The sequence below is a fragment of the Proteinivorax tanatarense genome, assembly GCF_040267685.1.
GTDB classification, from domain to species: Bacteria; Bacillota; Proteinivoracia; order Proteinivoracales; family Proteinivoracaceae; genus Proteinivorax; species Proteinivorax tanatarense.
Window position 1 is genome coordinate 2,288,755 of the sequence record NZ_CP158367.1, and the last position, 23,576, is coordinate 2,312,330.

Genomic DNA, 23,576 nt, shown 5'->3' on the forward strand with positions numbered 1-23,576 from the left:
GTGCGCTTTTAAGACCATTTTTGATTAACTGATTTTTAGTAGAAAAAAATATAGGGGTTTATCTCATATTTCCATGGTATGCCCATATTCTTCATATTGATTAAAAGTACTATAACTATTCAATAGAATCTACTATAGTGGTTAGAATACTATAAGGAACTTGATCTGAACCTTTTAAAAAAGAATTAATGGCTACCACCATATCTAGTTCTGGAACAATATAGAGAGCTTGCCCACCTGAGCCTGAAGCAGTAATAACTTCATATTCTTCATAACTATATATCCAAAATTGATAGCCATAAGATGGAGTATTTGCTTTGATAGAGGTAGCTTCCTCAACCCATTGTGACGACAAAATTTGTTTGCCGTTGTACACACCATCATTTAAATAAAGATAGCCTATTTTAGCAAGATCTTTGGTGTGCATTCTTATTCTGCTCCCTCCATACTGATAGCCTTGTTTATCACTTCTCCATGATACATTAACAGAATTAATTTCTAAGGGAGCAAACAACTTTTCTTCTGCAAAGGACATTGTGTCCATTCCTGTTGCTCTTTCGATAATTATAGATAACAAGTGACTTTGCCCACTATTGTAGCACCAATTTTGACCAGGTTCTTCCTCTATGGGTTTAGTTAGAATGTAGCTTATAGGATTATCTGACTCACATTTTGCAGTATAGTCATTTGATGGTAAACTGTAAGGCACATCATGCTCGTTCCATTGAAATCCCGCTGTCATTGTAAGTAAATGTTCTATGGTTACTTTTTCTAAATTTGCATCGACCTCCATATCTTCTACCTCAGGGAAAAAATCTATAATTTTCTGGTCCACCCCATCAATATAACCCTCCTCAATAGCAATTCCCATAAGCGTTGCAGTAATAGATTTTGTCACTGATTTTTGGTGATAATCATTATACCTTCCCCTATAATATTCCAACACCTCATAGTCATCTTTAAGAATCACAATGCTTTCCACATCAAAATCGTTAAAATGTAAATTATGCACCATATTATATAATTTTTCCTCATCCATACCAACATCTCTTGGTTCTGCTTTCTCCAAAAAACTTTCAACTCTAGCAATGTCCATCTGCCGCTGTGTCATATACCGTTCTAGCTCTTCTTTAACCTCATCTAAATCTAGCTCCTCTTCCCCATTACAACCTATAACAGGTAATACCATTAGTAATAATAAAGCAAATACCAAAAATGATTTTCCCATCACACTCATCCCCTTTGACTAAAAGTAAAATCCTTTTCACTTTTGTTTTAATATTCATTTTTTATTATCAAATCCCACCCTAAATAAAGATGGGTAGGAGATTTAAATATCAAAAGCCTAATAATGACAGTACTAGTAATAACGTTAATAATATTTTGCAAATAAAATCAAATACGTCTTTTCTCTTTTTTCTGTTATTATATAATATCCACTCCACCATACGGTCAGGCTTTTTTATTGATCCTATCTCATATTTCCATGGTAGACCCATGTTCTTCATATTGATCAAAAGTACTATAACTATTCAATAGAATCTACTATAGTGGTTAGAATACTATAAGGAGCTTGATCTGAACTTTTTAAAAAAGAATTAATGGCTACCACCATATCTAGTTCTGGAACAATATAGAGAGATTGCCCAAATGAGCCTGCAGCAATAATAACTTCATATTCCTCATAACTATCTATCCAAAATTGATAACCATAATCCTCATAATACTGCCGCCGTGGAGCGTTAGCCTTAATAGATGTAGCTTCCTCAATCCACTGTGACGACAAAATTTGTTTACCATTGTACATACCATCATTTAAATAAAGATAGCCTATTTTAGCAAGATCTTTGGTGTGCATTCTAAGGCCGTGCCCACCAAAGTGGTATCCTTGTCTATCGCGCGGCCATGATACATTAGTAAGGTTCATCCCTAAGGGAGCAAACAACTTTTCTTCTGCAAAGGACATTGTGTCCATTCCTGTTGCTCTTTCTATAATTATAGATAACAAATGACTTTGCCCACTATTGTAGCACCAATTTTGACCAGGTTCTTCCTCTATGGGTTTAGTTAGAATGTAGCTTATAGGATTATCTGACTCACATTTTGCAGTATAGTCATTTGATGGTAAATTGTAAGGCACATCATGCTCATTCCATTGAAATCCCGCTGTCATTGTAAGTAAATGTTCTATGGTTACTTTTTCTAAATTTGCATCGACCTCCATATCTTCTACCTCAGGGAAAAAATCTATAATTTTCTGGTCCACCCCATCAATATAGCCCTCCTCAATAGCAATTCCCATAAGGGTTGCAGTAATAGATTTTGTTACTGAGTTTTGAGCGAACTCTCTATGTCTTCCAGCGTAATATTCCAACACCTCATAATCATCTTTTAGAATTACCATACTTACCACATTATAAGGATTGTTAAAATGTAAATTATGCACCATATTATATAATTTTTCCTCATCCATACCAACATCTCTTGGTTCTGCTTTCTCCAAAAAACTTTCAACTCTAGCAATGTCCATCTGCCGCTGTGTCATATACGGTTCTAGCTCTTCTTTAACCTCATCTAAATCTAGCTCCTCTTCCCCATTACAACCTATAACAGGTAATACCATTAGTAATAATAAAACAAATACCAAAAATGATTTTCGGATCATAATCTCCCTTATCCCCCTTTAGTTAAACCTATCTCATTATTTCAATTTAGACTCCTTAGCCTTGGTGGGTAATCTTTTCCTTAAATATGTTTCTTTTTTTTATCAAAGTCATAAACCCAAAGTTATTTAAAACATGAATGATAACTGCAGTCCAAATACTTTGTGTGAAATATACACTTATTGCACATATTACTCCTAATATAAGCGAGCCACTCCAAACAAACCAGTTATTCCAAGTTTTTATGTGGACCACTAAAAATAGTATTGATGTTAATAAGATAGCTATTGTAGGATGGACTAAGCTTAAAAGAGAAACAAGTAAAATTCCCCGATATAAAAACTCTTCTGCTGGCAGTTCTATAACAAACATTAATAATTGGGTATAAACTAATCCTATACTCACTTGTTCCTTTTTTAACTTAATTCCTTTGGCTATTAAAATATGAGCAACCATGAAAAGAGTTCCTATTATCAAACCATAAAAAAGCGCTTCTAAGGATATATACAAAAATCTTTTATCTATCGAATATAACGCTACTATTCCAACTGCGATTAATAATATTCTTTTAAATATATTCTCTTTTAATAGCTTAGTTTCCCAAAATATATCTATTATCGTTAGCAACAATCCAATAATTAAAAAAAATAGGCATAATATTCTCCAAATTTCTACCATTAGCTCACCCTTAGCTCTTAATATAGTGTTATGTGAATGTTTCGACAGTTATTTTTAAATCCCTTTTTTATCAACAAAACCTACCCTAAAATAAGGGTGGGTAGAATTATTGAAATATCAAAAGCATGCCCCCTATGTTTTGTTACTCAACAAAATCTATTATAGAAGTTAAAATGCTATAAGGCCCTATCCTTGAGCCACCTATAGAGTTAACAGCTACCACCATGTCCAGCTCCGGAACTATAAAGAGAGCCTGCTCATAATTCCCACCTAGTGCAGAAATAACTGCATATTCCTCATAACTATCTATCCAAAATTGATAACCATAATCCTCATAATACTGCGGCCGTGGAGTGTTAGCCTTAATAGAGGTAGCTTCCTCAACCCATTGTGACGACAAAATTTGTTTACCGTTGTACACACCATCATTTAAATAAAGATAGCCTATTTTAGCAAGATCTTGGGTATGCATTCTAAGACCGTGCCCACCAAAGTGGTATCCTTGTCTATCGCGCGGCCATGATACATTAGTAAGGTTCATCCCTAAGGGAGCAAACAACTTTTCTTCTGCAAAGGACATTGTGTCCATTCCTGTTGCTCTTTCTATAATTATAGATAACAAATGGCTTTGCCCAGTGTTATAGTACCAAGATTGTCCAGGTATTTCCTCTATTGGTTTAGTGAGAATGTATTTGATAGGATTGTCTGATTTAGTTTTTGCAGTAAGGTCATTTGATGGTAAACTGTGAGGCACATCATGCTCATTCCATTGAAATCCCGCTGTCATTGTGAGCAAGTGTTCTATGGTTACTTTTTTTAAATTTGCATCGACCTCCATATCTTCTACCTCAGGGAAAAAATCTATAATTTTCTGGTCCACCCCATCAATATAGCCCTCCTCAATAGCAATTCCCATAAGGGTTGCAGTAATAGATTTTGTTACTGAGTTTTGAGCGAACTCTCTATGTCTTCCAGCGTAATATTCCAACACCTCATAATCATCTTTTAGAATTACCATACTTACCACATTATAAGGATTGTTAAAATGTAAATTGTGCACCATATTATATAATTTTTCCTCATCCATACCAACATCTCTTGGTTCTGCTTTCTCCAAAAAACTTTCAACTCTAGCAATGTCCATCTGCCGCTGTGTCATATACGGTTCTAGCTCTTCTTTAACCTCATCTAAATCTAGCTCTTCTTTAACTTCATCTAAATCTATCTCCTCTTCCCCATTACAACCTATAACAGGTAATACCATTAGTAATAATAAAGCAAATACCAAAAATGATTTTCGGATCATAATTTCCCTTATCCCCCTTTAGTTAAACTTAGCCAATTATATGTTAAGTTTGTTAACGCTAAACAGATAATAAAATCAATGTGTACGTTGACTATATTGAACTCACTTATTCTAATTGAACTTTACTTTTAAAATTAATTACTGTATAGTCCTATGTTATGCATAGAATTGTAAATATAGGGGTAAGGCTTTTTATTGATCCTATCTCATATTTCCACGGTAGACCCCTATATTTTGTGTTTTGTTTGCACCTCCTCAGTTTACATATATTTAATTGGTATACTTACAATTATAACTGACTTATTTTTTTATTTGTAAGCCCTAGACTTTCCGTGGTATTACTATACAATAATTTTAGGTAATGTTTGAAAATTAGCATCCCCTTTATACCTTTGATTGATGATTCAACTTCTGCTAGCTCAATGAACAAAGAAAGTTCTTTTTAGACATATAAATTAAAAAGCAAAGAGGTGGCGTAGTCTAGAACTCCACGCTCTAAATCTAATATTACCTTTAAGTTAAAAAATTAGGTGCTTACTTTTTCAGTCAAATCATTTATGTTAATAATTTCATCTGCTATATTAAATAATTGCTGATCATGTGTTATTATAAAAATCATTTTTCGTTTTTTTATATCCGTTATTAACTTCTTAAATTTTTCAACACTATTAGAATCTAAAGCTGCCGTTGGCTCATCCATTAACAATACTTGAGGCTCCTTAAGTAATGCTCTTGTCAATGCAATTTTATACCTTTCCCCACCCGAAATATTCTCTGAATTCTCGTAAATGCAATCATCCAATTTCCATGATTTACTTAAACCTACCTTAGTTAACATGTGTTCTATATTTTTTTTATGATCAGAAAAACCATAAGTTACATTCTCAAATAACGTGCCAGTGACTAGTTTAGGATTCTGTGCTATAACACCAATCTGTTTTTTTCGTGTATAATACATATCTAGTTTTTTAATTTCTTTTAAATTATAATAGATATTTCCTGAATAATAATTTGTTAGTATTCCAGTTATTAAGTCAATAAAAGTACTTTTTCCAGACCCATTTTCACCGCAAATACAATAGACTTTTCCTTTTTTAAATTTATAGTTAAAATTTTTTATTATATTCTTTTTATCTCCATAACTAAAGGTTACGTTATTTAGTTGTATAGTTTCAATGTTAGAAACTATTTCTTTTTCATTTATATCAGGATCCTTTTCTAATATTTGTTTTATCCGTTTATAGGAAACAAGTGCATTTTGATAGTTTTGACCAAACCCTATCAAATACTTTATACTGTTTATGATCATTGAAAAAAAACTATTAATTATGGTAAATTCTCCAATTGTTAAATTGCCATTTATAATCTCCATACCCCCAAAATAGAAGATTATTATTTGCGAAATGACACTTATAACAGAGCCGCTATTTGTAAAAGATAATGATAGTTTAGTATAACTTAAAAAAGAATCATACATTATAGTAAAATTTGAAGTAAGTTTATTGTATGCTTCTGTAAAAGTTGCATTTGTTTTGTTAAACTTAATATTGTACAGGTATTTATTCATTTCTGAAAACAAATTATTTTGATTTTCTCTATATTTAAATCCTCTATTATATAATGCACTTTTAAACAATAGATAGATAATTAGATATAGAGGTATCATTGGCACCAAAATTATAGTAAGCTTAACATTTAAATTAAGTGAAATATAAAAAGCAACTAATATTGTTAAACCATTAATTATTAGTTCAAATAAATTACTCAACACAAAGTTAACAACTACAGTGCTATCATTCGCAATTCTATGATTTAAGTACCCTTTATCGGTATTATTATAATGGAGTATAGGTAATTCACTAATATGACGTAAAACTTCAAAATTTAATTCAGTTGTAGCTTTAACACCAACTTTAGATAAGTAATATTTTTTTATAAATGTAGACAAAATTTTAACTGCTCCTGCTATTAAAATTATTTGTGTAAAAACTTTTATTGTATGTAAACTATATGTATCTAATAATTCATCTATATATATCCCTGTTAACACTGGAAAGCTTATAGAAACTAGCCAGTAAAGCAAACTAAATATTAAATAAATCAAGACAATCATTTTATGCCTTAATAAGTATCTAAGGACGAATTTGAAAATAGCCATCTAATCCACACTTTCTATATCTTTTACTTACCTATTGCAATTAGGTATAAGCTTGTTTCTTTGGACTCGTTAATTTTCAACAGCTTATTTATGTCATTATCTTTAAAACCTCCCAGCGATACAACCCCAAGCTCTAGATAAGTGGAAGCTAAATATATAGATTGTCCTATATGTCCAGCATCGATTAAAACATACCTATAACCTCTATTAGAATACTTCTGCAAGGTTCTATCAAAAACTGCAGTTAAAACAATCAACATAGAGCTATTTAAAACTAATTCTTGGTTTAAAGAATAATGATAAAGTTCTTCTTTAAAGCAACCTGACTTAACCAAAGTCAAACTGTGTGATATAACATCATAATGATAAATTCCTTTTTCTATATCATTGCTGTTAAATATAGCTATATACATCTCTAAAGGGTAACGCTTACCTGCAGATGGGTATACTCTACTACTATCGTCAATTCCATTTAAAGAAGCCGATAAGTCAAGTAGTTTAGAAATTTCATTTAGGCTTACCGGATAGTTATTATAATCTCTAGTGCTTTTTCTTAATTTTACTGTTTGAGAGAAAGTATCTACCGCTTCTATTTTAGATAACTTAACTTTTTTATTATTAAGATAATACTTATATTGAATTTGAGGGGCAAAAGTAACTTTATTTAAGTTTCTAAAATCTACTAATTTATTATGTTTTGTATTTTCATGATAATTTAAAGCTAGTTCATGCTCTCTTTTCATCTTGTATATACCTCCCTAATATAGTCTTATTTTTTCTTTCATTACTTTTTTTCTTAGTTTTTTAGTTTATTTTTTTCTTTTAGAAATTAAATTAATAGAGATTAGAATGTATACCCACGTTTACTAGTTTTGTTTCTACTTTATTAAATGATCTGCTTTCGAGTGCAAGGACAGCTAGTTTCTGAATCTGCCTACTTTCCCTAGAGGAGCTTGATATCTTACTAGCCCTATTCCAGTAGTGAGACCTATCAATGATAATTTCATTTTAGTGAGGGTTACTTTTTGCAAAACCTAAATTTAGTTAATTACAGGAATGCCGTATCTTAAGGAAAGGGATGAGGGTTGTCGTTTATTTTGGAACCTTTTAAAAATGTATTAAGTCGCTCATTTCCTAAATATCTAGCATTATAAGAGACATTCAAGTCCATAAAATTAGGAACATTTACCTTATATACATAAAAACCTTCTCTTACAAAATCCTTACTAGATAAATTAGTAACTAACAAAGGTAAACCATTCTCTTTAAAGGATTCTATTATTTTTTTAAGCTGCTCATCTAAAGTTCCGTTGGCTTTATTTCTTAATTCACTTAAATTTATAATTTCATTATTATTGAAATAAAAATTAAAAGCTCTTACTTTATCATTATTTAGATAGTAGCATACATGTTCATCTAGATCACTTATCTGTTCTTTTTCTAATTTAAACTCATTACCATTATTTTCTGTTATAATTTTATATACAGCTAAGTAATAGGTTTGTATAGCTTCTTCAATTGATTTCACTACAGCTTTAACTGGATCTAGGTGTGCAGCTGCCGCAGTAACAATTATTGGAAATTTATAGTTATTATTCTCTATTATTGTCATAACAGTATAAGTATCTATATCTAAAGCAATATCAAATGAGTGTACTTTTAGCCCTTTATCATTGCATATTGACAGGAGTTCATTTAAGTGGGGGTTATCAATGTCATACTTTATTTTTTTCCCAGGGCGCTTAGCAAACCAGGAAATGCTAAAGCAATCTCTTTCTATTTTTTCATGTATTGCAGATAATATAGCTTCATCCTTGTTTAAATGAAATGCTAAACCTGTTGATATGGAATGATCATAAAATTTTTTTTCTTTTTTTCTATTGTAATTTAAATAAACTTTATACGCTGGTAAATAAACCTTACTTCCATTCGTTAAGTCAATACTTTCTTCCCAATACAGATTATCATTAGATTCAAACTTATCAAAAAGAAAATTCTCATTAAATTGCTTCTCTGAAAATTGGCTTAAATCTTTTGGAGAAAAACACTTCCCTTTTAAGTTCATCTCACCTACTGTTCCGTATAAAGGTAATTTATTAGAGCGATAAGCTGAATATCTTTCTAAACATTCTCCAACTGCTCTTATCATACTAATCTCTTTACTTCGTGAGACCCCCCCTCCAGTAATATTACAAAATTTAGATTTTACCCTTGTGGATGCACAGTAAATTGTAGGAAGGTCTCCTAATAAATATTTTTCATCACTATACTTATCACTAATCACTACATCATTAACAAGTCCACTTTTATTTGATGCATAAGATAATAACCTTTGAACTGTATCTTTCAGTTTCATTTCTTCAAAATAAGGCATCATACTTCCACCCCTTTTCCACATTTATTGCAGAAATATTGCTTTAATACATAGGTCTTATCTATTCTTAAGTTAAGGTAGTCAAAAGTCAAATTTTTAGTTAATAGATCTGAGCTCACCTTAGATAAATATTTTATTATTTCTAAAAATATTATTCCCATTGTAATATTAATAGCAGGGCTTAAGTAATATCTAGTCTCACTTTTTAGCTTTTCGCTAAATACCAATAAGTCTTCTTTATCCAAGCCTTTTTCTAAACTACTTTTATTACATATATAACATGGTGTCGTTTTAGGTATGTGAAAAGGTCCAATTTCTACTTTAAACTCATCTATTATTCCTTTTATCCAAACGCTATTGCTTGCTATTGCACAATTATTGACTATGCTTAGTATAGAATCATCCCAATCTTCTAATAATACTATTGTCAAATCATTTTTAGGCATATTTAACTCTATCTCATTGCTAATATTTTCTACTCTAGTATTATGCATTTTTTTATTATCTACATTTAAAATATTTACTTGCTCAAACTTCTTTAAAAGATTATTATCTTGTAATAATTCTTTTTCAAACTCATTTGATACTATAAAAAACAACCTATTTTTTTCTAGGGTTTTTCCACTCCCTTTATCAACAATTGAGTATAACATATCTAAGTCTTTACTTTGACCATCATATGATTCAATAATAATACGTTCACTTTTCATGAACTCTAAAATCTTCACCACATTTTTTTCTGAATATTTTTCTAATAATGAATGCTCGGTTAATTTTAAGTCTCCTTTATCTTCAATAACTTTATATACTTCTTGGATCAATTTTTTTATTCCTTGTCCTCTCAACTTATAAACTCTTCCAAATTTATTAAAAATCACTACATCATCGCTTAATTTAATTATTTTTACTTTTGGATCAATTATATGTTTTGTCATACAAACCTCCATAAAAATATAGTTTCACACATTAAAATATTTTAAGGCAGGACAGAGAAAATAAATGTATTATTCTCATGTCCCACCTAAGGAATTTACTAATTTACATACTACTTTTCATTTGTAGTGGAGTATACACTAAATTCATCGCCTGGTCCTGGCCCTGTGTTTGAACAACAAGAACCTGTGCAAGCAACACCTACACAACTTGCTTGACATCCTCCATCATACTCCGTAACAGGACTCAGTGCAGTTACTTCATCTGTTTCAATTGTGAAATTAATGTTTAATTTCATTATTATCACCTCCTTCCTATATTTTAATTGATAATTTTATACTTTAACTATATTAATTGATCTTTACAAACACATTCAACTCAAACTATTAACTTAACTTTCTAGGACACTTGGAATATCCAATGTTACCTAATTTTTTTTAATAATGTACCCATGTTTTCTAGCATGAGCTTCTAAACCTTCTACTCTAACTTGTAAATTTCAAAACACTCATCTTCTTCGGCGATATATGCCTTATCACTATGTTGTAAGTTAAAAAACAAAATTGTTAAAACCAAAAGAGATCCACTTGCTAATATTAGTATCCTCTTCAAAAAACTCCCCCCCTTTATCACCTATTGATTATATAATATAATATAATTATGAATAATCAACCCGATTGGAATCGGGGTTGGATAAGAGGTGATTTTTTGAGTTATAATTTGGAAGGCTTCGGCGAAGAACTTAAATCCATCAGAAAAGAATTGGGCTATACACAAGGCTACATTTCCCAAAAGCTAAATATCCATGCTGATACTTTACGAAAGATAGAAGGTGGTAAGGTTATCCCTAAAATTGAAACCCTAGACTATCTTTCAACTGTCTTGAAAGCTGATATAAGTACTTTGTTTTTAAACTTTAGACTAGATGATTATTCTCTTCTTAATGATGTTATGAGAAGCCTTGAAGATAAGTTGGATAAGTTTGATTACGGAAGCATAAGTAGCGAAATTGAGATGCTAAACAAGCTGTCATCTATGATAAAAAATCCATACTACAAAGTTCTGGTTAAACAACTGACTCTTTTTGCTTCCGGTATATCTTTATCTGTAAAACATGATTTTAAAGATAGACAAGAAAAGTACATAGAAGCTTTAAAATTAACAACTCCTGAATTTAAATTAAGTAACCATACTAAATTCGCGTACTCTTTAATGGAAGTTAGGATTTTGATGAACATTGCTTTTGTTAGAAATGATATGGGTTATAAGGATGAATATCTAAGCTTAATGGAATTTTGCCTAACACAGGTGAAACAAAGAGATAACCTATACCCTATAATCTGTCATAATTTAGCCACCTCATATTATAGAAACAAGATGTATAAAGAAGCGCTAAAGTATGCTCAGATAGGTATAGAAGCTTATAAAAAAAGCCGTGTATTTGACCAAATGCACAGCCTATATTATATAAAAGGGTTGGCTGAATACAGATTAGAGGATAACGAATACATAAGGTCTATTAAAATGGCAATCTATTTGTGCGAGGCTTATGGTTTACATTATGTTAAAAAAATGATGACTTCCAAGTGCAATAAGTTCTTAGATTCTCAGCATGATTTTAAAAACTATTGTTTGTTTCAAGTTGATGAATAAGTTAAAATAAATCCTAAGCTGCTTTCTGCTTAGGATTTATGTATTTATTATTATTATGGTGGAAGAGGGACGTACCATTTCGTATGTACAACTTCTCTTGGCGATTACAGGGATTAGAAGTAATGTGTGTTGTATATTTTAGGGGTCTACCATGGAAATAGAAGATAGGCCCCTAAGAATATATATAAATTCTTTGATAAAGGGGTCTGATTCTTTAAAAAATTGAGTCACCCCCCTTTAAATTATAATATAAACTGATATAATGATAACCAAACGAGGGTGTGGCTCGCGGGGTCAGTTGCTCAGAAATGAGTTAACTCAGTCCTGAAATGCCGCCCTCGTTTTTGTTGTGTCCGTAACGTTGACCGGGATGATGCCGTTCTTATGGGAAGTGGCTCTGCTAGTAGACGTAACGTTGGATTACAACTTTAATTGGGTGCAAATAAATAGGTAATTGCAAAATGCGTTAATTAAAAAAGAATAGAGCAACCGAAAATATGTAAAAATGTATTTTTAAGAAGAATCAGGTGCGAAAATAAGCAGTCTATGCTACAAGGTTTTTAATTGACATAGGTGCTGATGTGTTGTTCGCTCTATGCAGAACAGTTAACGCAGTAAGCTGCGTAATAGCCGCTAGTAATATATCAGCTTTTAAAGTCTTGGTATTATTAAGCTTAGAGGATCTAAGAGACATAGAGTGTTTAAGCTGGGCAATAGCTCTTTCACATATTGTTCTAACCTTATATAAGTTACTCCATTTCTCAGAGTCTCTGGGGATAGCACAATTAAGTCTATAGTTTTTGTGTATAGGCACATAAGTTACACGACCATAAGAGGAAGAAGTACAAGGGTTTTGACAATCTAAAGTGCTTTTTTGCTTACCATTTACTCTTTTTTTTTAGATTTAGGACACTTAAATTTAACCCTATCAGCCCTTCCTTTTTCTCTGGCAACACCATCATAAGTCATTTTTAATGAACTATCGTGAGGGCATGTAGGGGTGCCATCATCTGTAAAGCCTGAAGATGGCAAGTCAGATTTACGCCTTTGGTTTAAAGGAATAATTGGGATCATATTCTTATCGCAATAAAGATAGCGATAATTATCGTAAGAGTCAAAACCAGCATCTCCAAGAAAGTACTTGTACTTTAAAAGAGGGTGCTTTTTGAAAAAGTTTTCTAAAACGGGAATAAGAGTTTTAGAATCATACTCATCTTTTAATTCAGGAGAAATGGTTTCTAAGTCTAAATCATAAAAATCTATATGTCTAACAATGCCAAGCCCGTTAGTAACAACGTTTGTTTTAAGATAATAGCCAAAGTGTCCGTTTAAATGAGATAGCTTAAACTCGTTATTAGCAGACGCCATTTTAGGCATCTTACTTGCGGCAAGAGAATGAGGGTTAACAGAGTTTTCAATTTTAGCATACTTTTTTGCACTGGTTAGAAGCGTTTCATAAAACTTAGGGTTATTTTCTTTAACAAAGGCCTCAAACCCCGTGGTATCAGAGATTAAGATGTCAGCTAGATCATCATTGATATCATGACATAAAGCCTCAGTATCATCCACTAAATTATGAAACATCTGCTCAATGTGTGGTAGAAAATTCTGTTTAAAACGAGTGAATTGAGCTGGATCAGGCAACTTATCGTCAAACCCACAAAAATCTCTTAACTCTTTGGAAAGAGCTAGAATGTTTAGAAGAGTTTTAGTGTGGGGTAATGAGAGAATCTTTTGCAAGATTAAAGCAGATATCATAGACGACAAAGAATAGTCTCTATTTCTACCTAACGATGAATAGTAAGCATCATAAAACGAAGCCGGGATGATTTCATCCACTTCTAAGAAATCGCTAAATAGCTCAATTAAGGTAGGTTGCTTAGATTTTAACAGCTCATCAAATTCTTGGTTAAAGTTAGCAAAAGAAATTTGTTTGTATTTTTTCATTGGATATTCCTCCTTTCATGTAATCAAATGCGTATTTTGATTACTATATAAATTCGATAAAAAGTGGGGGATTCCTTTGAGATTATTAATATAAAAGCTTTTATATCAGGCATTGTGAAGTTTTGCAATCGCCTATGCAAATAAAAAATAGGAGGGAGAATGATGCAAGGTCAGCAGATGATAGTTGGTGTATGTAAATGGTAAACTAAAATGGAGAGATTTTGGCAAATAGAAACGGAGAATTTTTTCCAGTTATCTACTAAAAAAATACCCCTTCTGATAAAATTAAAGAGTTAATTTATCAGAGGAGGTATGAGAATTGAAGAGGTGGGATATGTTTGCCAAAATTAAAGAAAATAGGTCTAGGGGATTAAATAAATCCCAAGTTGCAAGGCTACTAGAGATTGACTACAAGACCGTATCAAAGTACTGGGATATGGAGTTTGATGAGTTTTCAGAGCTCCATAATACAGCTCAATCACGGAGAAAGAAGGTGGATAAATACAAAAAGCAAATTTTAGAATGGATTAAAGAATACCGAGATATGTCAGCCGCTCAGATTTATGATTGGCTTTTAGAAAAACATGGTGAGCTAGATTTTAAGGAAAGAACTCTAAGGCTCTATGTAAACAAGCTTAGAAAAGAATATGACTTGCCCAAAGTGACATCAGTTAGGCAGTATGAAGAAATAGAAAATCTTCCTATGGGGTATCAAGCTCAAGTTGATCTAGGAGAGATATGGCTTAAGACACATGATAATAAAAGAGTAAAAGCATATTGTTTTGGAATGGTTTTATCCCATTCAAGATACAAGTTCGTATGGTGGTCGGACAAGCCATTTACAACATCAAGTTTCATCAAAGCCCACAACAAAGCTTTTGAGTACTTTGGCGGCAGACCCAAAGAGATAGTTTATGATCAAGATAAAGTACTAGTAGTTTCTGAAAACAATGGAGATATATTATATACCGAAGGATTTCAAAATTATCTTAACTCTCTTAAGTTTAAAGTGTACCTTTGCAGAAAGGCTGATCCTGAAAGCAAAGGCAAAGTAGAAGCTGTAGTAAAGTATGCCAAGAATAACTTCGCTAAACATAGAAAATTTGTAGATATTGAATCCTTTAATGATGATAATCTAAAATGGCTAGAAAGAACCGGCAATAAAAAAGTCCATGAAACAACAAAGAAGGTACCGGCAGAAGTGTTTGCTCTGGAAAAGGAACACTTAATGCCAATACCTACCCTCTTTGCTGAATCAACTGATACTAAAATTTTAACCTATCTAGTAAGAAAAAACAATACAGTATTTTACAAACAAAACAGATATCAAGTACCCATAGGGACTTATTCACCAGGTAAAGAAGTTAATTTATCAGTTAAAAAAGATTGTATCGAAATAATTGATAAAGATACTAATGAGTTGATTATCACACATAAAATTGCTAAAGGAAAAGGTCAGCTAGTAACAATAGACCACCCAGATAGGCAAAAATCAAGAAAGTACAGTTGCGACGAAATGCGTGAGAAAGTTTTAAAAAGTTTAGGAGAAACTGATAAGGCAATAACGTTTGTTGATATCATTAGGGCTGAAAAATCTAGATACTTTAAAGATCAATCTAACCTAATAATTAAAACAGTGACATCTGAAAACCCGTCACTTGTACAAAAAGCTATTGATTACTGCGTTGAAAGAAAACTCTACAGCGCTGGCATGCTTAAGGATACAATCCAATACTTTAAGGAGGAAGAAAAACGACAACTTAATAAAAAGTACTTTAAGGCAGACATTTCTACCCCTTCAAAGTATCAGGATTTAAAGCCTGAAATAAGAAGTATTGAAGAGTATACTAATTCTTTGAAAGGGGACAGTCACAGTGGAGAAATTGGAGCTAATCAAAGAAAATGCTAAAAAATTAAAGCTTGACTACTTAAATACAAACGCTTCTCAAGTCGTTCAAGATGCAGATGGAAAAAGCATTTCATATCAGCAATTTTTGTTAAACATACTTCAGGAAGAAATGAAACTAAAAGAAGAAAAAGCACAGGCAAGAAGGCTAAAAAACGCTGGTTTTCCTACACTTAAAATTATAGAAGATTTTGATTTAGATTTTCAAAAGTCCATAACTCAAAGACAAGTTAACAGTTTATCGGAATTGGAATGGATAGACCGTATGTATAATTTAATTTTTTTGGGCCCTCCTGGGGTCGGTAAAACTCACTTAGCAATAGCACTAGGCTACAGGGCTGTTGAGATGGGGTACAAGGTTAGCTTTGTTACTATGAACGACCTTATGCACTGTTTAAAAACCCAAGAGATATCAAGAAAAAGTAAAGGCAAAATAAATAAGGTTTTGTCCTCTAGCTTACTAATCATCGATGAACTAGGTTACTTGCCGATATCTAGGGAAGAGTCTAACCTGTTTTTCCAACTCATAACGGCACTTCATGAACAAGCATCACTTATTATTACCTCAAATAAAGGTCTAGAAGACTGGACTGAACTATTGGGTGACCCAGCTTTAACTACAGCTGTTTTAGATAGAATCACTCATAGATGTGAGTTATTTAATATGTCAGGTAAAAGTTATAGATTAGCACACAGAGAATCATTTTTTGAAGAAAATTCTAGGTTTTAACTGGAAAAAGGTTAGGGAAAATTAATTGCCAAAATTTCTCCAATTCTACTTGCCAGTTACAGTGTAGACGTAGGTTATTACAATCATCATGTAGCTATAGGCTTAGCAGGAGATATTTTAAAGGATTTTGAGATACCCCATAGCCAGAAAGGGTTTAGGTATTTCTTTAATCAAATAACATCTTTTGTACAAGCTTATGAAGTATCAGACATAGTTGTTGGTATGGAGGGGACTAATGGCCATGCTCGGCCGCTAGATCAAATGGTTAAAGATAAAGGGTACATGTTACTAAATGTTAATAACCTAAAGTTTGCCCGTTTTAAAGAAATCTTCGCTACACCAGAGAAAAATGACCGCATGGATGCAAGACAAATAGTCACCCTTATGATGATGGCCCCAATGATGGAACAAGGCAAGGAAGTGCTTCAAGAAGTGCATAACACATCTGAGATTGAAACTAAATTAAAACGTATTAGTCGCCGTCGCCATCAGATAGTTAAAGAAAAAGTTATAATACAAAATAGAATGCAAGCAGATCTGCAATCTGTATGCCCAGGTTTTTTGAAAATGTTTGCATCTGTGGATGCCTTTTATGTACTGCGCTTTTTGAGCTGTCGTCCGGACTTGCGTAAGTTAAAAAGACTTAGATTACCGACAATACTCAAGATTCAAGGTGTTGGTAAAGGACATGCTAAAAAGTTACAAAGGTGGCAAGAGAAAGCTAGCTTTGGCTCAGAAGTAGAGTGGGTAGGCCCTATGATAGCAGAAGATGCTTCGCGCTTATTAGCCCTTAAAGAAAGGTTAATTGAATTAGAAAAACAAATCAAATCATTAGTTAGGCAGTCAAGATTGGGCTCTCTTATTCGAAGCATACCAGGCTTTGGACCTATTTGTTCTGGAATAATAGCTGCAGAAATAGGTACAATTAGTAGGTTTGACTCTGAGGCTGGGTTAGCAATCTACCTAGGTATGGCTCCTCTTGACAATAGTTCTGGCCTATATGAAGGAACAAAATCACCTAAACAAGTTAACAAACATGCGAAAAAAGCTATGATGCAAGCACTGCAGCATCATGTGCGAAGGGTTGATGAATCTAAAGTTTACTTCCAAAAAAAATGTGATGAAGGCAAGAAATACAATCAAGCTCTGCGGTCCTTAGGACGGCATTTAACAAGAGTAATATGGAGTATGATCAAAAACAATAGAAAATATGAACGTCGTGAAAAAGAAACAAGTAAAGCTGCGTAATTTTTAAAAAACACTTTTTCTACACTAAGGGAACTTATGTTCAACTATATCCATTTAAAAGAAAAAAAGTTAAAAATGAACATATTATAAGGAAACTTGACAAAACGTACGGGATGTTCAGGCTTTTGATATTTCAATACTCCTTAGCTATCTGCTGAGACACCTCTCTCATTAACATTTTCACTGGATCTGATACATCCCCTTTCCTTCTTTTAACATTAGATATTACAGGTGAGCAAATCCCTAGCCTATTACTAATTTCAATGTTTGTTACAGTACTATATCTGGTGCTTAATAATATAATTGCTTTTCTAGCATCTACATAGATTTGCTGTTTTGTTTTTTGGGCCAGTTCTTTTTTGCTAATGTCAACTTTCTCACAAACCATATCTATAATTCTATCTATATCAACCTCATTATCATCTGCGCTAGCAGCTACTTCTTGTTCAAACTCCTGTAGCATTAAATAAATTTCTTTTTCGTCAATTAAATATTCTTCAATCTTTAACGGTCCTTCATCCAAGCCCATAAACCTTTTATATTCTTTCAATCCTCTATTTATTTTGTTGCCACCTAATATCTCAAGAATAAAAAGGACATCTACTGTGAAAGCTTTATTTAGTTTCAGATAATCCCTATGGCTGCTCCACTTATAGTTAAAACCTTCCTTAAGGTTAGCCTTAACAGGGTTATAGTGGATATGTTTAATTAATTGTAGAAGATACGAGTCTCTGTCACATAGTAGCGCTTTATAACGCTGCTGAAAAACGTGACCTGTGCGATTATACCTTTTATTAAACCATTGGGTATAGCTTTGCTGAATACCTTGCATGATTTTTGATAATGGAGTATTGCCTGTTTCGATTAACATATGAGCGTGATTATCCATTATGCAATAAGCATACAGGTTAAAGCTATATCGCTTTTTATACTTGCTAATCAACGCAATATAATAAGACTTATCTACATCCTTACTAAAGATGGTTTCCCCATTGTTGCCCCTACACATAACATGGTAGAGTGCACCAGGATATTCTACTCTAGGTTTTCTTGCCATAAGATCACCCTTAACTCTTAATATAGTGTTATGTGAATGTTTCGACAGTTGTTGGGAAATTCCTTTTTTTATTAACAAAACCCACCCTAAAATTAAGGTGGTTAGGAGTATTGAAATATCAAAAGCCTGAACATCCCGCTGGTTTTGTCAAGTATTTTTGATGCTTAGATAATATTTACTTATTTGCTTTTATATGTAAATAGTTGAACACAATATCCCTACCATAAGAAAGCTGCTTTTTAAAAACAATTTATGCAACTCTTGTAGGTTCTTCTTTCCTAGTTTGATAATTACGGTTATGTTTAATCATACTCCATATAACTCTTGTTAGGTGCCGTCCTAAGGAACGCAAAGCTTGGTTGTATTTTTTGCCTTCATCACGCTTTTTTTCATAGTAAGTCTTAGATTCTGCAACCTTCCGTATATGGTGTCCTAAAGCAGTCATCATGGCCCTTTTTGCATGCTTGTTAACCTGTTTAGGTGACTTTGTTCCTTCATACAAGCCAGAACTGTTATCAAGGGGAGCCATGCCTAAATAGATTGCCAGCCCAGCCTCAGAATCAAACCTATTAATTGTGCCTATTTCTGCTGCTATAGTTCCAGCACAAATGGTCCCAAACCCTGGTATACTCAAAAGAAGAGATGCTAATCTAGACTGCTTTACTAGTATCTCAATCTGCTTTTCTAACTCTGCTAGTTTCTCTTTTAGGGATAATAGTCGAGCAGCATCTTCTGATATCATAGGTCCTACCCATTCTACTTCTGAACCAAAGCTTGCTTCCTGTTGCCATCTTTGAAGCTTTTTAGCATGACCTTTGCCTATACCTGGGATCTTTCGTATAGTTGATAATCTAAGCCTTTTTAACTTACGTATGTCTGAACGGCAGCTTAAAAAGCGCAGTACATAAAGTGAATCCACTTGCGCAAACATGCTTAAAAAACCTGGGCATATAGACTGCAGATCTGCTTGCATTCTATTTTGGACTATAACCTTTTCCTGTACTATTTGTTGACGCCGGCGGCTTATGCGCTTTAGTTTAGTTTCAATCTCAGAAATGTTGTGTACCTCTTGAAGCACTTCCTTACCTTGTTCCATCATTGGGGCCATCATCATAAGGGTGACTATTTGTCTTGCATCCATGCGGTCATTTTTCCCTGGTGTAGCGAAGATCTCTTTAAAACGGGCAAATTTTAGGTTATTAACATTGAGCAATATATACCCTTTGTCTTTAACCATTTGATCTAGCGGCCGAGCATGACCATTAGTACCCTCCATGCCAACAACTATGTCTGATACTTCATAAGCTTGTACAAAAGAGGTTATTTGATTAAAGAAATACTTAAACCCTTTCTGACTATGAGGTATTTCAAAATCCGTTACGATATCGCCTGCTAACCTATGGCTACATGATGATTGTAATAACCTACGTCCACACCAACTATCATCTGCTGACCTTGCATCATTCTCCCTCCTATTTTTTATTTGCACCCAATTAAAGTTGTAATCCAACGTTACGTCTACTAGCAGAGCCACTTCCCATAAGGACGGCATCATCCCGGTCAACGTTACGGACACAACAAAAACGAGGGCGGCATTTCAGGACTGAGTTAACTCATTTCTGAGCAACTGACCCCGCGAGCCACACCCTCGTTTGGTTATCATTATATCAGTTTATATTATAATTTAAAGGGGTGTGACTCAATTTTTTAAAGAATCAGACCCCTTTATCAAAGAATTTATATATATTCTTAGGGGCCTATCTTCTATTTTCATGGTAGACCCCTATGTTTTCATTCTTAGGGTCCTATCTCATATTTCCATGGTAGACCCCAATGTTTTGTTCTTTTCTGGGTTTATTTTATCGAATAATACACATGTTTTATGTACATCAACTCTTAGTCTCTTAAATTATAGAACTATATTTTTGTTCAAATTCGTAAAAATCCAATTTTTCTGATGAATTTTATTGATATATGTGAATGGATATATAATTTTGTTTTCTATTAAAATATCTGCAGTCATTTCCATTAAAAGCCTTACAATTCCATGTTTATAAATAGAAGTTTTGTCTTGTAATTTCTCCAATAAGGGTAAGGTTACTTCATTAATTATATCCTGAGAAATTTTTTCAATAAATGTTATTAAGTTATCTTTGTTGCTTAAGTCAAAAACTGGAATATTGACTCTATACTCGCCATTTTCTTTATTTACTATGCCATTATACTTAAATATAATTAACTTTTTTGATTCATATTGATTAAAGTCCTTCTCCCCATTAATAATTTTTTTTAATATATTTAAATCTTGATTTTTAAAGTTAAACTCACTTTCTTTATCATTTCTATACCATAATTCACCTAGTGCAATTTCAGATTCATCATTATGCCACAATTTTATACCGAACGGGTTGTTTCTTTTGATAGATTCGTCAAATGCCCAAATATAGTAATCGCCGTTAGATTCTTCTATGATTTTTTCTTTATGTAGGTAGGTTAAAATGCTCAAATCTAAACACATTGCAAATATTAACATTTGCTGTAATTCATCCCACAAAAAACCATTATTTGATAAGTACGACTTATTAAATTTCTCCTTAAGTGTTTTAATGTGCTTTTTTATAATATGAACATAATTCTCGCTATGCTCTTCCAAGCCTTCTATCTCTTCTAGATTATAATAGATTAGCTTTTCACCTGGGAATGTTTTATTATTTTTTTTTACTAAAATTTTTTGTACTAAAGCTTTTTCTATTATTTCTTGTGGATAATCTAAAAAATTCTTGTTTTGCAAGTACGGTAGTATTTCATCTAACTGCTTATTCCCTTTACCATAAATTATTAATTCCATTAATTAACACCTCATTTATTTAAATTTACACACTCACAATTAAGTTCTAATCTTATTAGGCTACCAATATTTCTAAGATCATATTTTTGCTTTAAAAAAATTTAATTTTTTTATTATTATTAACTATTTACTTTATAGTAATCTGGAAACTCATTTAACCGGTCTAACTCACTACAAAAAGGGTGAGCTGAATTCATGCAGTTATCTTCACAGAAAGCCATAACACGGCAACTACCTTTACATTTAATTTTAAAAATACATTCACCACATATGCCTTGTAGATTCAAATCATTATATGATCTTCTCATGGGGATAAATTCATTGTTTATAAGTTCTTTCAAATTAACCTTTCTAATATTCCCAAATCTTATACTATGTTTAGACAAAGAACAAATTGTAATATCTCCATTATCTAATATCCCAATTTTAGGAAAGTCGCAATTCGTTACAATTTCTATTTTTGAGGATTTTTTTAATTCTGTCATAATATTCGATGGAACTACTGCTGGTTGTATTTTAACCTTGATAGTAAAGTCAATATCTTCGATAAACGAAGCATTATTAATATATTTAATCACCTCTACTATATCTTCTTTATTTAGTTCTAAGTTATTTAAGTTAGATACAGCTCTACCAACAGGTTGCAAAAAAGCAAATGTCAAATTGGTAGGTTTTAGTTTTTTACTAAATGCAATAATTTCTTTTACATTATGTATATTCTGCTTATTTATAACACACTGAATTGAATATGGAATATTGTTTTTTTGTAATTTAAAAATTTGATTAACTGTTTTTTTAAAAGAGCCTTTTCCTCTAAGGTAATCATGATAATTTTCAGTGCTGCCATCTAAACTTATAATGAATACTGCTTCATTATTTTTATACTTCCTTCTATTAACTGCTCCTATTATTTGTTCATCGATTAAAATTGCATTAGTTTCAAAAGCATAATGTATATTATGTTTATTTGTTTCATTTATAATATCAACTATATTCTTCATTAATAAAGGTTCACCACCACTAAAAGCAATATTAGTAATATTTGCTCTTTTAAATTGCTCTAAAACGTTTTTTACTTCACTTAACGATAGTTTGTCTTCTGAATCCACTGTTGGTGATGATTCAACCCAACAATGTTTGCATTTTAGATTGCACTTATACGTTAAATACCAATATACTGAAAAACTTTCGCTAAGTAAAGATTTATTCAATTACACCCACATCCTTTTCAATACACTGTTTAATAAATTCCAAAACATCTTCTTGTATTTTTTCTCTTTTCAAATTAGTAAATTCCGCATGTATATTAGTTATAATGGTTTCAATTTTTTCACCTTTGTAATTCAAAATATTTTTCCCTATGCTATTTGTTACCAATATGTCTTGTTTTTTATTATTCCTTATTACACATACATCATTTTCATTTGCCATAGCTATATCATTATTTACTGAGAAAGTTTTACTTAACACAACTAACACTCCTTTTGTCTATAATTTAACCCTTCTAATCAAATTGACTTATTTCTAAACTTTCAAATGAATAGAAGGGTTAACTGGTTTAATTTTTTAACCTTAATACAGCTATTAAGGTATTTTATTCTAAAAAACACATAACTGTTCATTTACTATACATAATTATTTGTATTATTTCGGTGATCTCTCTTGGTTCGATCCACCACCAGTTATACAAATCCCATCCACAAGTACATCATCTAGGCTTATTAATACTGGTTTTTCATATTCTTTATTCTTCATTTTTTACACTCCTTTCAATCAATGTTGTGAACATACAAGTTAAACTAACTTCTCTCTTGGTTCGTTCTTATTCTTTATTCTTCATTTTACATTTCCCCCCTTCCTATATTTATATTATAGGCAGATTAGTAACATTTGCTTATTCGGTAGTAACCTCTTTTATAAGTTCAAAACATTTTAAGTTATCCTAAGTTCACTGGTTTTATAAGTGAGCTGAAGTTAAAAAATAAATGAACCACTTTAATAAGCCTAGTAATTTTTTAGAAAGCCTTGAAAATCTACACACTAGAATTCAGGAAACAGTATTTTTTGTTATTTTT

The 23,576-nt window shown here is 32.1% G+C and carries 21 protein-coding genes; 4 read left to right on the plus strand and 17 right to left on the minus strand.

What is annotated here, in order from left to right:
- Positions 1–115 precede the first annotated feature (115 nt).
- The 10 genes from PRVXT_RS11270 to PRVXT_RS11315 all read right to left on the minus strand — a co-directional run bounded on the left by PRVXT_RS11270 (position 116) and on the right by PRVXT_RS11315 (position 10,724).
- Entirely contained in the window at positions 116–1,228 is a 1,113-nt protein-coding gene (locus PRVXT_RS11270; RefSeq protein WP_350342971.1) for a serine hydrolase domain-containing protein, read from the minus strand.
- A gap of 300 nt (positions 1,229–1,528) precedes the next feature.
- Positions 1,529–2,665, minus strand: coding sequence for a serine hydrolase domain-containing protein (locus tag PRVXT_RS11275; protein ID WP_350342972.1), 1,137 nt, complete (start codon positions 2,663–2,665; stop codon positions 1,529–1,531).
- 55 nt (positions 2,666–2,720) lie between these two features.
- A complete protein-coding gene (locus tag PRVXT_RS11280) occupies positions 2,721–3,341 on the minus strand; it encodes a CPBP family intramembrane glutamic endopeptidase (protein WP_350342973.1) in 621 nt (206 codons plus the stop codon).
- Positions 3,342–3,483: 142 nt separating this feature from the next.
- Positions 3,484–4,647, minus strand: a complete 1,164-nt coding sequence (locus tag PRVXT_RS11285) for a serine hydrolase domain-containing protein (RefSeq protein WP_350342974.1) — start codon at positions 4,645–4,647, stop codon at positions 3,484–3,486.
- Positions 4,648–5,173: 526 nt separating this feature from the next.
- Positions 5,174–6,805, minus strand: coding sequence for an ABC transporter ATP-binding protein (locus PRVXT_RS11290; protein ID WP_350342975.1), 1,632 nt, complete (start codon positions 6,803–6,805; stop codon positions 5,174–5,176).
- Positions 6,806–6,828: 23 nt separating this feature from the next.
- Entirely contained in the window at positions 6,829–7,548 is a 720-nt protein-coding gene (locus tag PRVXT_RS11295) for a SagB/ThcOx family dehydrogenase (protein WP_350342976.1), read from the minus strand.
- A gap of 323 nt (positions 7,549–7,871) precedes the next feature.
- Positions 7,872–9,182 carry a YcaO-like family protein gene (locus PRVXT_RS11300; protein WP_350342977.1) on the minus strand — a complete coding sequence of 437 codons (1,311 nt, stop codon included), beginning with the start codon at positions 9,180–9,182 and terminating at the stop codon, positions 7,872–7,874.
- A complete protein-coding gene (locus tag PRVXT_RS11305) occupies positions 9,179–10,114 on the minus strand; it encodes a hypothetical protein (RefSeq protein ID WP_350342978.1) in 936 nt (311 codons plus the stop codon). Before PRVXT_RS11305 ends, PRVXT_RS11300 begins: the two co-directional genes overlap by 4 nt.
- A gap of 110 nt (positions 10,115–10,224) precedes the next feature.
- Positions 10,225–10,410 (minus strand): hypothetical protein, encoded by a 186-nt coding sequence (locus PRVXT_RS11310; RefSeq protein WP_350342979.1) that lies wholly within the window; start codon positions 10,408–10,410, stop codon positions 10,225–10,227.
- Positions 10,411–10,592: 182 nt separating this feature from the next.
- Positions 10,593–10,724: a hypothetical protein gene (locus tag PRVXT_RS11315; protein ID WP_350342980.1), complete on the minus strand. Its 132-nt coding sequence runs from the start codon at positions 10,722–10,724 to the stop codon at positions 10,593–10,595.
- A gap of 96 nt (positions 10,725–10,820) precedes the next feature.
- On the opposite strand from PRVXT_RS11315, the gene PRVXT_RS11320 reads away from it, so the two are divergent.
- A complete protein-coding gene (locus tag PRVXT_RS11320) occupies positions 10,821–11,765 on the plus strand; it encodes a helix-turn-helix domain-containing protein (protein WP_350342981.1) in 945 nt (314 codons plus the stop codon).
- Positions 11,766–12,309: 544 nt separating this feature from the next.
- Here the strand turns inward: PRVXT_RS11320 and PRVXT_RS11325 are convergent.
- Together PRVXT_RS11325 and PRVXT_RS11330 are read right to left on the minus strand one after the other, a co-directional pair.
- The gene (locus tag PRVXT_RS11325) at positions 12,310–12,579 is read right to left on the minus strand and encodes a hypothetical protein (RefSeq protein ID WP_434064289.1); all 270 of its coding nucleotides are present in this window, start codon (positions 12,577–12,579) and stop codon (positions 12,310–12,312) included.
- 71 nt (positions 12,580–12,650) lie between these two features.
- Complete coding sequence (locus tag PRVXT_RS11330; RefSeq protein ID WP_350342406.1) at positions 12,651–13,712, minus strand: transposase; 1,062 nt, start codon at positions 13,710–13,712, stop codon at positions 12,651–12,653.
- A 319-nt stretch (positions 13,713–14,031) separates the two neighbouring features.
- On the opposite strand from PRVXT_RS11330, the gene istA reads away from it, so the two are divergent.
- From istA to PRVXT_RS11345, 3 genes are read left to right on the plus strand one after another with little or no spacing between them, the layout of a single operon-like run.
- Positions 14,032–15,621 carry an IS21 family transposase gene (gene istA, locus PRVXT_RS11335; RefSeq protein WP_350342320.1) on the plus strand — a complete coding sequence of 530 codons (1,590 nt, stop codon included), beginning with the start codon at positions 14,032–14,034 and terminating at the stop codon, positions 15,619–15,621.
- Positions 15,587–16,348, plus strand: a complete 762-nt coding sequence (istB, locus tag PRVXT_RS11340) for an IS21-like element helper ATPase IstB (RefSeq protein ID WP_350342319.1) — start codon at positions 15,587–15,589, stop codon at positions 16,346–16,348. The genes istA and istB overlap by 35 nt, the downstream gene beginning before the upstream one ends.
- A gap of 42 nt (positions 16,349–16,390) precedes the next feature.
- Positions 16,391–17,596, plus strand: coding sequence for an IS110 family transposase (locus tag PRVXT_RS11345; RefSeq protein WP_350345153.1), 1,206 nt, complete (start codon positions 16,391–16,393; stop codon positions 17,594–17,596).
- Positions 17,597–17,729: 133 nt separating this feature from the next.
- Here the strand turns inward: PRVXT_RS11345 and PRVXT_RS11350 are convergent, their stop codons facing one another.
- From PRVXT_RS11350 to PRVXT_RS11370, 5 genes are all read right to left on the minus strand, one after another.
- On the minus strand, positions 17,730–18,653 hold the full coding sequence (locus tag PRVXT_RS11350) for a transposase (RefSeq protein WP_350342982.1): 924 nt from the start codon (positions 18,651–18,653) through the stop codon (positions 17,730–17,732).
- 250 nt (positions 18,654–18,903) lie between these two features.
- On the minus strand, positions 18,904–20,229 hold the full coding sequence (locus PRVXT_RS11355; RefSeq protein ID WP_350342983.1) for an IS110 family transposase: 1,326 nt from the start codon (positions 20,227–20,229) through the stop codon (positions 18,904–18,906).
- Between the two features lie 333 nt (positions 20,230–20,562).
- Positions 20,563–21,501: a hypothetical protein gene (locus PRVXT_RS11360; protein WP_350342984.1), complete on the minus strand. Its 939-nt coding sequence runs from the start codon at positions 21,499–21,501 to the stop codon at positions 20,563–20,565.
- Between the two features lie 119 nt (positions 21,502–21,620).
- Positions 21,621–22,712, minus strand: a complete 1,092-nt coding sequence (locus tag PRVXT_RS11365; protein WP_350342985.1) for a radical SAM protein — start codon at positions 22,710–22,712, stop codon at positions 21,621–21,623.
- The gene (locus PRVXT_RS11370; protein ID WP_350342986.1) at positions 22,705–22,971 is read right to left on the minus strand and encodes a PqqD family peptide modification chaperone; all 267 of its coding nucleotides are present in this window, start codon (positions 22,969–22,971) and stop codon (positions 22,705–22,707) included. Before PRVXT_RS11370 ends, PRVXT_RS11365 begins: the two co-directional genes overlap by 8 nt.
- Positions 22,972–23,576 lie beyond the last annotated feature (605 nt).